General features: G+C 62.5%; 12 protein-coding genes and 3 tRNA genes. 13 read left to right on the forward strand and 2 right to left on the reverse strand.

Translation table 11 applies throughout. The features are described from left to right. A partial coding sequence (locus ACQRC0_RS00005) for an IS110 family transposase (protein ID WP_427726725.1) occupies positions 1 to 512 on the reverse strand: 512 nt, incomplete at its 3' end. 471 nt (positions 513 to 983) lie between these two features. Here ACQRC0_RS00005 and ACQRC0_RS00010 point away from each other — a divergent pair. Both ACQRC0_RS00010 and ACQRC0_RS00015 read left to right on the forward strand, forming a co-directional pair. Continuing rightward, positions 984 to 2,141: a hypothetical protein gene (locus ACQRC0_RS00010; protein ID WP_427726727.1), complete on the forward strand. Its 1,158-nt coding sequence runs from the start codon at positions 984 to 986 to the stop codon at positions 2,139 to 2,141. Positions 2,142 to 2,666: 525 nt separating this feature from the next. Beyond that, a tRNA-Ala gene (locus tag ACQRC0_RS00015) sits at positions 2,667 to 2,739 on the forward strand. A 208-nt stretch (positions 2,740 to 2,947) separates the two neighbouring features. Here ACQRC0_RS00015 and ACQRC0_RS00020 read toward each other — a convergent pair. Continuing rightward, positions 2,948 to 3,023: transfer RNA gene (locus ACQRC0_RS00020), tRNA-Ile, on the reverse strand. A gap of 709 nt (positions 3,024 to 3,732) precedes the next feature. Here ACQRC0_RS00020 and ACQRC0_RS00025 point away from each other — a divergent pair. From ACQRC0_RS00025 to ACQRC0_RS00075, 11 genes are all read left to right on the forward strand, one after another. After that, positions 3,733 to 3,805 (forward strand) — tRNA-Ala (locus ACQRC0_RS00025). A 75-nt stretch (positions 3,806 to 3,880) separates the two neighbouring features. After that, positions 3,881 to 5,914 (forward strand): ABC-F family ATP-binding cassette domain-containing protein, encoded by a 2,034-nt coding sequence (locus ACQRC0_RS00030; RefSeq protein WP_427726729.1) that lies wholly within the window; start codon positions 3,881 to 3,883, stop codon positions 5,912 to 5,914. Further along, a complete protein-coding gene (locus tag ACQRC0_RS00035) occupies positions 5,901 to 6,197 on the forward strand; it encodes a hypothetical protein (protein WP_370450603.1) in 297 nt (98 codons plus the stop codon). The genes ACQRC0_RS00030 and ACQRC0_RS00035 overlap by 14 nt, the downstream gene beginning before the upstream one ends. Before the next feature lie 9 nt (positions 6,198 to 6,206). Then, positions 6,207 to 6,890 carry a site-2 protease family protein gene (locus ACQRC0_RS00040; protein ID WP_427726731.1) on the forward strand — a complete coding sequence of 228 codons (684 nt, stop codon included), beginning with the start codon at positions 6,207 to 6,209 and terminating at the stop codon, positions 6,888 to 6,890. An 84-nt stretch (positions 6,891 to 6,974) separates the two neighbouring features. Next, positions 6,975 to 7,784 carry a segregation and condensation protein A gene (locus ACQRC0_RS00045; RefSeq protein ID WP_427726734.1) on the forward strand — a complete coding sequence of 270 codons (810 nt, stop codon included), beginning with the start codon at positions 6,975 to 6,977 and terminating at the stop codon, positions 7,782 to 7,784. Positions 7,785 to 7,795: 11 nt separating this feature from the next. Beyond that, positions 7,796 to 8,524, forward strand: coding sequence for an SMC-Scp complex subunit ScpB (gene scpB / locus ACQRC0_RS00050; protein ID WP_427726736.1), 729 nt, complete (start codon positions 7,796 to 7,798; stop codon positions 8,522 to 8,524). Beyond that, a complete protein-coding gene (locus ACQRC0_RS00055) occupies positions 8,511 to 9,464 on the forward strand; it encodes a pseudouridine synthase (RefSeq protein ID WP_427726738.1) in 954 nt (317 codons plus the stop codon). Before scpB ends, ACQRC0_RS00055 begins: the two co-directional genes overlap by 14 nt. A gap of 66 nt (positions 9,465 to 9,530) precedes the next feature. Further along, on the forward strand, positions 9,531 to 10,217 hold the full coding sequence (gene cmk, locus ACQRC0_RS00060; protein WP_154516475.1) for a (d)CMP kinase: 687 nt from the start codon (positions 9,531 to 9,533) through the stop codon (positions 10,215 to 10,217). A gap of 3 nt (positions 10,218 to 10,220) precedes the next feature. Further along, complete coding sequence (locus ACQRC0_RS00065; RefSeq protein WP_427726740.1) at positions 10,221 to 10,949, forward strand: lysophospholipid acyltransferase family protein; 729 nt, start codon at positions 10,221 to 10,223, stop codon at positions 10,947 to 10,949. 2 nt (positions 10,950 to 10,951) lie between these two features. Continuing rightward, positions 10,952 to 11,851, forward strand: a complete 900-nt coding sequence (locus ACQRC0_RS00070) for a 4-hydroxy-3-methylbut-2-enyl diphosphate reductase (RefSeq protein ID WP_427726742.1) — start codon at positions 10,952 to 10,954, stop codon at positions 11,849 to 11,851. 2 nt (positions 11,852 to 11,853) lie between these two features. Then, on the forward strand, positions 11,854 to 13,296 hold the full coding sequence (locus tag ACQRC0_RS00075) for a DUF512 domain-containing protein (RefSeq protein ID WP_427726744.1): 1,443 nt from the start codon (positions 11,854 to 11,856) through the stop codon (positions 13,294 to 13,296). Positions 13,297 to 13,302 lie beyond the last annotated feature (6 nt).

Raw genomic sequence — 13,302 nt, forward strand, 5'->3', positions numbered from 1 at the left:
ACGTTTGCGAAAGTGGTCATTTTTAGATTAGCGCTAACACGCTCGTCCCAGACGTGGCCCAGCCTGATCAGGAACATGTTGAGGCGCTGCCTGGCGCGGCGGTACTCCGCCGTGGCGTCGTCGAGGGCGCGGTCGAGGTCCCGGGCGGCCTCGACGGCCGCATCGGGCAGCGGGACCTCCACGATGTTGTGGGTGGCGAGCATGCGGGCGATGAACTCGGCGTCGCGCCGGTCGTTCTTGCGGCGCGCGTCCGCCGCCGGCCTCTGCATCTTGGAGACGGCGGCCACGGCGCAGTCGAGGCCGAGCGCGCGCAGCTCGCGCGCCATGTGGAAGCCGGTGGGGCCGCTCTCGTAGCAGGCCCTGGGCTCCTCGAACCCGAGAGCCCACTCCGCGATCTCGGCGGCGTCCGTCCCGAAGTCACGGTGCACCACCTCGCCGGTGAAGGGGTTGAACGCCGCGGCGGCGACCGATCGCGCGTGGACGTCCAGGCCGATGGAGGTAACATGGGGCATGGGAAGCCTCCTCCCCGCAGGTGCGGTAAGGGCTACCGCACGGGCCGATACTCAAAGCCCATTGTGGCATCCCGAGCCCGCGAAAAGAAGCTGCGCCGCGGGGGAGGCGACCCAAATGGCTTTCTCATATCGTCTTGACACCAAGGGTGACACAAAAACTGACACTAAAATCGGATCGTAGTCGTCTAAGGCGTCATTATTTTCGCGCCCTTTTTGCTGATGCTATCGCATGTTTTGTATAAAACGCATGCGTATTTCCATTGAATTCCCCATCTGTTTCGAGCGCAAATGTGGAGACATGGACCACACAACCAGGGCTCCTTCCAGCGGAATTGTATTGCACGAGGGATTTTCGGCAGAACTCGTCAAGCTATTGGTTTGCTTCCGGTACTTACCCGCATGATGGCCCAGTAGATAATCGGCCATGCCCGTGATCCGCACGGCCCGCGGCCGAAACCAGGGGAGGCGCAAATGGACGAAGTCGTCTGCGCAAACACCGCATTCCGCTACTGGCGCTGCCCGCCGCAGGTGCGCGATCTCTACCCGCGCCTGCCCAACTCCGAAGACGGCTGGCGAGCTCTATCTCAATCGCCCTTTGTAATCGACGTCCTCAAGACCCCGATTATCGCTATAGCTTCGCCAGGTTGTTGTAATCACCACTCGGGATTGCGCTCTACTGTTCGCTGGGAAGGGGCATCGGATGCCGGCACAACAATCGACACTCATTTAGGCTTTAGTGTCACCAATCCGCTTAACACGTTATTTACTATGACACGCTTTGTGTCTCAAATAGATCTCGTGCTGGCTATGTACGAACTATGCGGCTGGTTTTCTGTTTTCGAGCCAACTCCCGCTGCCGAAATGCAGCTAAAAATGGCAGAAGAGGAGAATCGCAATTCCAGCACGCAGGATCTGTTCGAACTTGGAGAAGGCGAAGACGAGGTTCCTTGGAAACGAGTTTATGCCCACGCAACCGTTAAGGTCCCAGATAATGAAGGCCAATCGAACAAGCGTGAGGATGGAAGAGAGGTTACGAAACTCAAAGGTACTTCTCTTTGGATGAGAAAGCCGCTTATCGAACTGAGCGACCTGCATCGATTCGCCGATAAGGTCAAAAGTCAAATGTGGGGAAAGCAGTTTTATGATGCCGCTCAACAGGTTATCGGCATTGCTGCATCTCCACTCGAGGTCGCGGGGGTCCTGCTCCTAAGTCGTTCTCGACGTCTAGGTGGTTCAGGTTTCAGATACGTATATCTCAACGATTTAACCCCTCTATCCGAGGCAGCCCAAAGTATCGCAGGTCAAAAGGTCTGCTACGGCGACATCGTGATTGTAAACCCAATGCTAATGAAGGCAGTAATTATCGAGATTCAAGGTGAAGTCATCCATGGATCAGGCGCGGTACTTGACCACGATGCGGAACGTATGACTGCGCTCCAGAGCATGGGTTTCGACGTGTTCCTGGTAACCCACGATATGCTTAACGACAAAAACCAGCTAGACACCATAGTCAAAAGCGTCTGCAGTCGTTTGGGGATTCGATATAAAGCCAAATCCGAGGCGATGAAGCGCGCCGAGACGCGACTGCGAGCAAATGTTTTGTGCAACTGGTTGGAAATCGGGAATTAGCCGGCAACGAGATACTAGAACAACCTTGTTTGCCTGCCAGTTAATTAGTGCCATCTCAAAACCATGCCGGATTACGGGGCTGGACCCGGACCGGCCGTCCATACCCTGCATCTCACGAAATTCGCAAGTCGTCTACCTGCGGTTTTGATTTTACCGATTACGGCATGCCCGAGGGTTCCCGGCCTGGCCCCGTAAACCGGCATGGTTTTGAGATCGCCGGGCGGGCGGGAGCGCGATTGGTCCCGATAATGGGCCTGGTGCCGGCAGGATGGCCGTTGGGCGGGTGGCGGCCCGCGCCGCGGAAGCGAAAAAACGGCGGCCGGCGGGACTCGAGATGTCCCAAGGGCGCCGGAGAGGGGGCGGCGGCCACGCCGCCGCCCGCGGGGCGCGCCCCCGCGGGCCGGATCGGGCACCGCGGGCCCCTCGCTCCCGAGCCCGTACCGCATCCCCGGCCCCGCCGCCGAAAGTTTTTCCGAGATTGTCCTTGCATCGGCGGGGGAGTTCCCGTATAGTACTTCTTCGCACGGGGGCGTAGCTCAGCTGGGAGAGCGCTTGACTGGCAGTCAAGAGGTCAGGGGTTCGATCCCCCTCGTCTCCACCCGAGCATTGAATGAGGCTCCAACGCAAGTTGGGGCCTTTTTTCATATCAATCGTCCTACAGTTTATCTTTACTTAGTGGCTGTTGAAGTAAATCCATCCTAAATTGCAAATATGAATGAAATTAACGCCCTACGCCATTGCAGGCCAAAATAAGGCGTCAACGCAATGTAAAGAGGCCAGGCGTGTTGCCCGGCCTCGAAATACTCTGGTGGGCCCTCCGGGATTCGAACCCAGAACCCAGGGATTATGAGTCCCCTGCGCTAACCGTTGCGCCAAGAGCCCTTATGTACTGTGATAATAATTTCAACAATGGAAATTCATTTCCCATCGGGTTAAATCACGATTTGAAATACTACCATGCACAAGCATGTCGCACAACGCACGATCAAGCCATGTTTTTAACACCCGGTATTCCCTGACAATCAAGATGCATCACAAGAAATATCACTGGATGGGAATTGTTCAAGCCATTATCCCAAGACTGCAAATAGAGTTAACCATCGGCGAACTGGTGCCATTTCAAAACCATGCCGGATTACGGGGCTGGACCCGGACCGGCCGTCCATACCCTGCATTTCACGAAATTCGCAACTCGTCTACCTGCGGTTTTGATTTTACAGATTACGGCATGCCCGAGGGTTCCCGGCCTGGCCCCGTAAACCGGCATGGTTTTGAGATCGCCGGGTGGGCGGGGGCGCGATTGGTCCCGATAATGGGCCTGGTGCCGGCAGGATGGCCGTTGGGCGGGTGGCGGCCCGCGCCGCGGAAGCGAAAAAACGGCGGCCGGCGGGACTCGAGATGTCCCAAGGGCGCCGGGAGGGAGGGCGGCGGCCACGCCGCCGCCCGCGGGGCGCGCCCCCGCGGGCCGGATCGGGCGTCGCGGGCCCCTCGCTCCCGAGCCCGTACCGTATCCCCGGCCCCGCCGCCGAAAGATTTTTCCGAAATTGTCCTTGCATCGGCGGGGGAGTTCCCGTATAGTACTTCTTCGCACGGGGGCGTAGCTCAGCTGGGAGAGCGCTTGACTGGCAGTCAAGAGGTCAGGGGTTCGATCCCCCTCGTCTCCACCCGAGCATTGAATGAGGCTCCAACGCAAGTTGGGGCCTTTTTTCATATAGGCACACAAGGTCAAAGGCGGCACCATGATCCTCCTGGTCGACAAGATCGAAAAAAGCTTCGGCGCGCGCGTCCTCTTTAGCGGCGCGTCCTTTCAGATCAACCCCGGCGAACGCTTTGCGCTCGTGGGACCCAACGGCGCAGGCAAAACCACCATGCTCAAAATCATCATGGGTATCGACAGCCCCGACGCCGGCCAGGTCCAGTACTCCAAGGACTGTCAGGTGGGCTACCTCGAGCAGGAAACCAACCTGGAGCACAAGGACACGACCATCCTCGCCGAGGTCATGGCCGCCGCCAAGGAAATCCGCCGCATGGGTGAGCGCGCCAACGAGCTTCAGGCCCAGATCACCGAGCTCTCCGAGCAGGGCAAGGACGTCGACGCGCTCCTTAACGAGTACGGCCAGGTCCAGGACCGTTTTGAGCACTTGGGCGGCTACGAGCTCGAAAGCAATGCCCGCAAGATCCTGTCCGGTCTGGGCTTTAAGGTCACCGACTTTGAGCGCCCGTGTTCCGAGTTCTCGGGCGGCTGGCAGATGCGCATCGCGCTGGCCAAGCTCTTCCTGCGTCATCCCGACCTGCTACTTCTGGACGAGCCCACCAACCACCTGGACCTCGAAAGCGTCCAGTGGTTGCGCGGCTTTATCGCCAACTACGACGGCGCCGTGCTCATCGTCAGCCACGACCGCGCCTTTATGGACGCCTGCGTCGACCACGTCGCCGCGCTCGAGAACCGCCGCGTGACCACCTACACCGGCAATTACAGCAGCTACCTCAAGCAGCGCGAGGACAACCTGGAGCAGATGCGCGCCAAGCGTGCCGCCCAGGAGCGCGACATCGCCCACATGCAGGTCTTCGTCGACAAGTTCCGCTACAAGCCCACCAAGGCCGCCCAGGCGCAGGAGCGCATCCGCAAGATCGAGCAAATCAAAAAGGAGCTCGTCATCCTGCCCGAGGGCCACAAGCACATCGACTTTAAGTTCCCCGACCCGCCGCGCTCCGGCGATATGGTCGTGAGCCTGGAGGGCGTCTCCAAGTCCTACGGCGACAAGCACATCTACAGCGACATCGACCTCAAGCTCTACCGCGGCGAGCACGTGGCGCTCGTCGGCCCCAACGGCGCCGGCAAGTCCACGCTCATGAAGATCATCGCCGGCCTGGAGCCGCCCACTACCGGCGCGCGCGACCTGGGTACCAACGTGGGCGTGGCCTATTACGCCCAGCACGCGCTCGAAGGCATGACCGAGTCCAACACCGTCCTGCAAGAGATCGACACCGTCACGCCCAAGTGGACCGTGCCGCAGCAGCGCAGCCTACTGGGCGCCTTCCTGTTTAGCGACAACGATTCTATCGAAAAGCAGGTTCGCGTTCTTTCCGGCGGCGAAAAGGCGCGTCTTGCCCTGGCTAAGATGCTCGTTGCCCCCGAGGCACTTCTGTGCCTGGACGAGCCCACTAACCACCTGGACATCGACTCGGTGGACATGCTCGAGAACGCCCTGCAAAACTTCCCCGGCACCATCGTGCTGATTAGCCACGACGAGCACCTGGTGCGAGCCGTGGCCAACCGCGTGATCGACATCCGCGATGGCAAGGTCACGGTCTATGACGGCGACTACGACTACTACCTCTACAAGCGCGAGGACCTCGCGGCCCGCGCCGCCGCCGAGGCTGCAGGGGAGAGCACACCTTCCGCGACCAAGCCCACCAAAGCCAGCGCCGCCCAGGCCGATACCCCCGCCGCAGCGCCTAAGCCGGCCGAGGGCAAAAAGACCAAGGAGCAAAAGCGTGCCGAGGCCCAGGCCCGCGCCGCGCTCAACAAAAAGCTCAAGGGCGTGCGCAACCAGCTCAAGAAGATCGAGGCAGAGCTGGACAAAAAGCGCGCCCGCTATGACGAGCTTATGGAATTGATGGCAAGCGAAGAGCTTTATGCCGATCAGGATAAGTTCAACGCCGCCCTGGGGGAATATAACGGGCTTAAGCAAGAGCTGCCCAAGCTCGAGGACGAATGGCTGGAGCTTTCCACCCAGATCGAAGAGGAGACCGCGCGTGAACTCTCGTAAGGCCGCTGCCGTGGCGATGAGCATCATAGCCATCGCGTGCCGCATCTGCGGCATCTTTATGAGCGCGATGACTGTGCTGCTGTGCTTTAGCGGCCTCACCGCCAAGCTGCAGATCGTGGGCTTTGTCGTTGAGCTTTCTCGCGCGCTGCCGACCGCCATCGCCGGCTATGGCGTCATCACATCGCCCTTTGGCGGCGTGTTCCGCCTGGATTACGCCATCGTGGCCGTCATCCTGTTTGTGGCCGACTACCTGCTCACGCGCGCCTCGCGCCGCGTCCGCTAGGGGAGCGCCATGTCCAGTAGCTACCTCATGAACCTGCTCGCGAGCGCCGTCGCCGTCATCGTGGGCATCGTGATCCACGAGAGCGCACACGCCGCCGCGGCCTGGGCACTCGGCGACAAAACGGCCCGTTCGCGCGGCCGCGTCTCGCTCAACCCGCTCAACCATATCGACCCGTTTGGCACCATCATCCTACCGCTGCTCATGCTCGCGGCCGGTGGCCCGGTGTTCGCCTTCGCCAAGCCCGTGCCCGTCTACCTCAGCAACCTCAAGCACCCCAAGCGCGACGAGGTCTTGGTGAGCGCGGCCGGTCCCGCATCGAACATCGCACTGGCATGCCTTGCCGCGGCCCTCATGCACGCAGCATACGGCAACCTCTACACCAGCATGTCCTTTGCCGTAGCGTCCCAAATCATGAACTTTGGCGCCACCTTTATCGTGGTCAACCTGTCGCTTGCGTTCTTTAACCTTATTCCGATTCCGCCGCTCGACGGCTCGTCGATCATCGTGCCGTTTCTCAAAGGCAAGGCACTCGCCAACTACTACCAACTTCAGCAATACGCCATGCCGATTCTTATCATCGTGCTGTATCTGCTGCCCATGTGGACCGGCATCGATGTGATCGGGCGGTATTTCGACGTTACCGTGTATCCGCTCGCTGGGCAGCTGCTTAACTTCGCAATCGCCGGCATCTAGGGTAAACTTACAGGTCGACCGTGCAAAACGGTCGCAACATGCACCCAAACCGCGCCGCGAAGGCGCCGTCAAAGGAGGTCGAAGATGTCGTATCGCGTGTCGACGCAGGTCTACAGCGGACCGTTCGACCTGCTGCTGCAGTTGGTAACCCGCCAAAAAGTTGATATCGGCGCCATCTCGATCAGCGAGGTGGCCGAGCAGTACCTTGCCGAGGTCGAGCGTATTGAGGCGCTGGACCTGGACGTGGCGAGCGACTTTTTACTGGTCGCGGCAACCCTTTTAGACATCAAGGCCGTCTCGCTGGTGCCCCAGGAGGCCCCCAGCAAATCCGTCGACGATGACGAGATTGACGAAGACCTCGAAGAGCTCAGCGCACTCGACGGCGACGCCCTGCGCGAGGTCCTGATCCAGCGCCTGATCGCCTACAAGCAGTTTAAGGGCGCGGCGGCGGCCCTTGGCGCGCGCATGCAGGCCGAAAGCCGCATGCATCCGCGCGTGGCCGGCCCCGACCCCGAGTTTTTGGGCCTTATGCCCGACTACCTGGCCGGTATCACGCTGCGCGGCCTCGCCGTCATCTGCGCCGACCTGGACGGCAAGCGCCAGACCTTCCTGCTGGAGGCCGAGCACGTGGCGCCGCATCGCGTACCGCTCGACCTGACGGTGGCCTCGGTCGACCGCTTTACCATGGCGCACCAAACCTGCACCTTCCGCGAGCTGCTGGACGGCGACGCCACCACCGAGCAGCTCGTCGTCACCTTCCTGGCCATGCTGGAACTCGCCAAGCGCGGCTCGCTCACCCTGAGCCAGGACGAGATCTTTGGAACCATCCGCATCAACCGCGTCGAGGGCGCCGAGGCCTACGTGCCCGGCGAGGGCCCCGAGCTCACCGAATAGGAGCGGCAACCATGTCAACCTTTTCTACGCTAGAGGCAAACAGCCTCAAAGGCGCCCTCGAGGCGCTCCTGCTGGTTTCGAGCGATCCGGTGAGCGCGCCCGCGCTGGCAGATGCGCTGGATATCGCCCCGGGCGAGTGTGCGTCGCTTTTGGCCGAGCTCAAAGTTGAGTACGAGGAGGCCAATCGCGGCTTTCAGCTGCGCGAGGTTGCCGGCGGCTGGCGCCTGTTTACGCATCCCGCCTACCATGACGTGGTCGAAGCTTATGTGCTGAGCTGGGATACGCAAAAACTGTCGCAGGCGGCACTCGAGACTCTTGCTGTGATCGCCTACCACCAGCCCGTCACGCGCGAGGTGGTCAAGGGCATCCGCGGCGTCAACTCCGACGGCGTCATCGCGTCGCTCGTTGACAAGGGTCTAGTGCGCGAGCTCGGTCGCGACCCCCAGCGCGGTCAGGCCATCATTTACGGCACGACCAACGCCTTTTTGGAGAAGTTCGGTCTGCGCTCCACCCGCGACCTGCCCGATCTGGAGCAGTTTGCCCCCGACGAGCAGTCGCGCCAGTTTATCCGCGAGCGCCTGAGCGGCCGCAGCATTCAGTCTACGCTCGAGGAGCAGGTCGAGGACCTGGACGAAGAGCGCGAGCTGCTGGATACCGATGTTGAGGATGTCGAGGCAGTCGGTGGCGAGGAAACACTTGCCACCGACGACGCTGCGGAGGATACGCATGACGAGGACTAACGAGGCAGGGGAGACGCGCGTCGCCGGTGCCACGGGCGCACCCGCGACCGATGCCCAGCCCGTCTACCCGCACACCATGCGCCTGCAGCGCTTTTTGGCGCGCGCGGGCGTGGCGAGCCGCCGCGGCTCGGAGGACCTGATGACCGCCGGCCGCGTGACCGTCAACGGCCAGGTCGCGACCGAACTGGGCACCAAGGTCGATGTGGACCGCGACCATATCGAGGTTGACGGCATGCCCGTCAAGCTCAACCAGGGCGCCGTGTACCTGATGCTCTACAAGCCGACCGGCTATCTCACCACCATGAGCGATCCGCAGGAGCGCCCCTGCGTGGCCGACCTGGTCCCGCGCGACCGCTTTCCGGGCCTGTTCCCGGTGGGTCGCCTGGACCGCGACACCACGGGCCTTTTGCTCTTTACCACCGACGGCGACCTGTCGCAGGACCTGCTGCACCCCAGCAAGCACGTCTACAAGACCTATCAGGCGCTGGTGGACGGCCACCTGACCGATCGCGACTTGGAACCGCTGCGCCGCGGCATCGAGCTCGACGACGGCCTGTGCCAGCCGGCGATCTGCCGCGTCATTACCGCGCGCGAGGCCGAGGCGGTGGCCCCGCAGGGTGTGAAGCCCGGTACAACCGCCGTGGAGGTCATCATCCGCGAGGGGCGCAAGAACCAGGTCAAGCGCATGCTGAGCAAGATCCACCACCCGGTGATCCGCCTGCACCGCTGCAACTTTGCCGGCCTGGAGCTCAAGGACGTGGCCAAGGGCTCGTGGCGCGAGCTCACCGACCGCGAGGTGCAGATCCTCAAGGCCGGCGGCATCCCGCCCAAGCAGGCCGGCGCCAAGCGCGGCGCTGCGCCGGCGACCCGCACGCGCCACCACGGCAGCCACGGCTCCGCGCCCAAGCGCAACACCTACCGCGAGCGCTACACGGGCTAGCCAGTCCGCCAGCAAGCAGCGCCCGCGTCCCATACCAGCACGTCAACCACCGAAAGGAAGCATTGCATGATCGTCGCCATCGACGGCCCCGCCGGATCCGGCAAGTCCACCATCGCCAAGGAGATCGCCCGCCAGCTGGGCTTTAACAAGCTCGACACGGGCGCCATGTATCGCGCCGTCACCTTCGCCGCGCTCGACCGCGGCATCGATCTGGACGACGAGGCGGCCATCGACGCCCTCGCTGAGCAAATCGAGATCCGCTTTACAAACGGCACCGGCGAGGACACGCGCCTGACCATCGACGGCGCGGACGCCTCGGCTGCCATTCGCACCCCGCAGGTGGACGCCAACGTCTCCAAGGTCTCGGCCTACCCGGGCGTACGCGCGGCCATGCTCATCCATCAGCGTCGCGCCGCCGAGGACCGCGACATCGTGGCCGAGGGTCGCGACATCGGCACCGTCGTGTTCCCCAACGCGCAGGTCAAGGTCTTTCTGACCGCCGACCCGCGCGAGCGCGCCCGTCGCCGCGTGCTGCAGCGCCACCAAAACGATGCCCAGCCGCCCACCGAAGAGCAGCTCGAGGCCGAGGTCGATGAGACGCTCGACGCCCTCAAGCAGCGCGACAAGCTCGACAGCAGCCGTGAGGTCGCGCCGCTTGTGCCCGCCGAGGACGCGGTGCACGTCGACTCCACCGCACATACCATCGACGAGGTCGTCTCGATAATCGAGGACCTCATCAACCAAAGGAGGTAGCTCATGCGCCTGTTTAAGCAGACGCCCGAGGATTACTACAACGCGCCTTATGCCGAGTTCCCCGTGCTCATCCGTGGCACCGTCTTCGTGGTCATGGGCATCCTGTGGGTCTTCTCCAAGCTCATGTGGCGCTGGAAGGTAGAGGACAGCGACCTGCTGTTTGAGCGCCAGGAAGGCCGCGGCAGCGTGGTCATCTGCAACCACACCTCGATGGCCGAGCTCCTGGCTGTAGAGACGGCGCTGTTTTTTGGCGGCCGCCGCGTTCGCCCCATCTTTAAGTCCGAGTTTGCCAAGAGCAAGATCGTGCGCTGGGCCTTTAGCCGCGTGGGCGGCATTCCCGTCGAGCGCGGCACCGCCGACATGAAGTGCCTGCGTGCCGCCCAGCATGCGCTGCAGCGCGGCGAGGACGTCCTGATCTTCCCCGAGGGCACGCGCATCCGCTCGCGCGAGATTAAGCCCGAGGTCCACGGCGGTTTTGCGCTTATCGCCCAGATGGGCAAGGCACCCGTCAACCCGCTCGCCATCTGCGGCTGGTCCGATATCACGCCTGCGGGCAAAAAGCTCATGCGCCCCAAAAAGTGCTGGATTCGTGCCGGCAAGGCCATCTCGCTATCCGATGCACCGGCCGAGCTCAAGCGCAAGGAGCGCCTGGCATGGTTTGAGTCCGAGGCCATGAACCGCGTCTACGCCATGCGCGACGACCTGTGCACCGAGCACCCCGGCAGGTTCTAGCCATGGGCGAGCACGTCATGAATACCGCCGCGACCGCGTCCGACCAGGCCGCCGCCCCCACCATCGAGATCGCAGCGCATGCCGGTACCTGCTACGGCGTACAGCGCGCGCTCGACATGGCACTGGCCGCCGCGCCGCAGGCAGGGGAGAGCGCTCAGGTCCACACGCTGGGTCCGCTTATCCATAACCCCATCGTGGTGCGCGAGCTCGCCGAGGCAGGCGTCGGTCTGGCAGACACCTTGGACGACGCCGCGTCGGGCACCGTGGTCATTCGCGCGCACGGCGTGGTGCCGCAGGTCATCGAGGCTGCTCGCGAGCGCGGCCTTACCGTGGTCGATGCCACCTGCCCCTACGTCAAGAAGGTCCATGTGGCGGCCGAGCGCCTGGTGCGCGAGGGCTACCGTGTGATTGTCGTGGGCGAGCCGGGCCACCCCGAGGTCGAGGGCATCCTGGGCCACGCCGGCGATGACGCGCAGGTCGTGAGTTGCGCCGCCGATGCGGACGCGCTGCCGCTCAAGGGCAAGGTGGGCCTGGTTGTGCAGACCACCCAAACCGCGCAGAACCTGGCCGAGGTAGTGGCCTCCATCACCCCGCGCGTGCAGGAGCTGCGTGTGATTAACACGATCTGCGCTGCCACGAGCGAGCGCCAGCAGGCGGCCGCTGCACTTGCCAACCGCTGCGACTGCATGGTCGTCGTGGGCGGCAAAAATTCGGGCAATACGCGCCGCCTGGCACAGATTTGTGCCGATGTCTGCGAGCACACCCATCACATCGAGGAAGCATCCGAGCTTGAGGCCGCATGGTTTGCCAACGCGCGCCGCATCGGCATCACCGCCGGAGCCTCAACGCCGCAAGAACACATCGAACGCGCCGTTGCGCGCATCAAGGAGCTTTGTCGCTAATCATGGACCAGACCGTACCCGCATACGCCGCCGAGGTGGCCGATTACGGGCGCAGCCGCGACCCCAAGCCGGGTGAGGGCGCGCTCGTAAAGAACGTGCGTCCCGAATCGCCCGCATGGGATGTGGGTATCGAGCCGGGCATGCGCGTGCTCACGGTCAACGGCGAGGCACTCACCGACATGATCGTGTGGCTCTGGGAGGCCGACGAGGACACCGTCGAACTTGAGGTTCTCGACCCGAGCGACGGCACCGTCACCCCCGTGGAGCTCGACCGTTTTCCCGGCGAGGACTGGGGCTTGGAGTTCGATGGCCCCATCTTCGACGGCATGCGTACCTGCGTAAACGCCTGCGTGTTCTGCTTTATGACCATGCTGCCCAAGGGCGGCCGCTCAACGCTCTACATTCGTGACGATGATTACCGCCTGAGCTTTTTGCAGGGCAACTTTGTCACGCTCACGAACCTTTCCGACGAGGACGTGCAAAACGTTATCCAACGCAACATGAGTCCCATGAACGTGTCGGTCCATGCCGTAAGCCCCGACGTCCGCCGCCGCATGATGGGCCGCAACGCCCAGCGCGGCATGGACGTGCTCGAGGCCATCATGGCCGCCGGCATCGAGATCCACGCGCAGATTGTGCTGTGTCCCGGCATGAACGACGGCGAGGAGCTGCAAAAGACCCTACGCTTTTGCGAGGAACACGAGCAGATCACCAGCCTGGGCATTGTGCCGCTGGGCTTTACCAAGCATCAAAACCGCTTTACCTGGTCATACAGCGACAAACCTGAGCTCGCGCGCGAAACCATTGCCATGATCCGTCCCTTCCAGGATCGTGCCTACAAGCGCTTTGGCCGCCACACCTTCCAGATGAGCGATGAGTTCTATCTGGACGCCGGCATCGAGCCACCCCAGGCCGATTTTTACGACGGCTACCCGCAGTATTACGACGGCATCGGTATGATCCGCTCGTATCTGGACGAGACCGACGATGTGCTCACCGCCGACGCCGAGCGTCTGGCCCGCGTCCGCGAGGCAATCGCCGGGCGCAACCAGCGCCTCCTGTGCCTCTCCGGCACCAGCGCGCGCGACACCGTGGCGCGCTTTGTGGAGTCGCCACGGGGCCTTGCCGGCACCGTCACCGCTATCGAAAACCGTTACTTTGGCGGCAACGTGGATGTGACCGGCCTCATCGTCGCCTGCGACATTCTGGAGCAGCTGCCGCAGGACCTCTTGGGGGTTATGCTCTTTGTGCCTAAGGTCATGTTCAACGCTGACGGCATGACGCTTGACGAGTATCATCGTGACGATTTACTCGCAAGCCTTGAAGCTCGCGGCGCCGAGGTTCATGTGGTGTCGACCATGCCGCATGAGCTGCTCGATACCCTGGAGCATATCCTTGGCATTGTGCCCGCAGGCTCTACTAATTCCGCTGACCCTACCCATTAAAGGAGT

This window comes from Collinsella sp. SGI.033, assembly GCF_050315135.1.
In the GTDB taxonomy this organism is placed as follows: Bacteria; Actinomycetota; Coriobacteriia; order Coriobacteriales; family Coriobacteriaceae; genus Collinsella.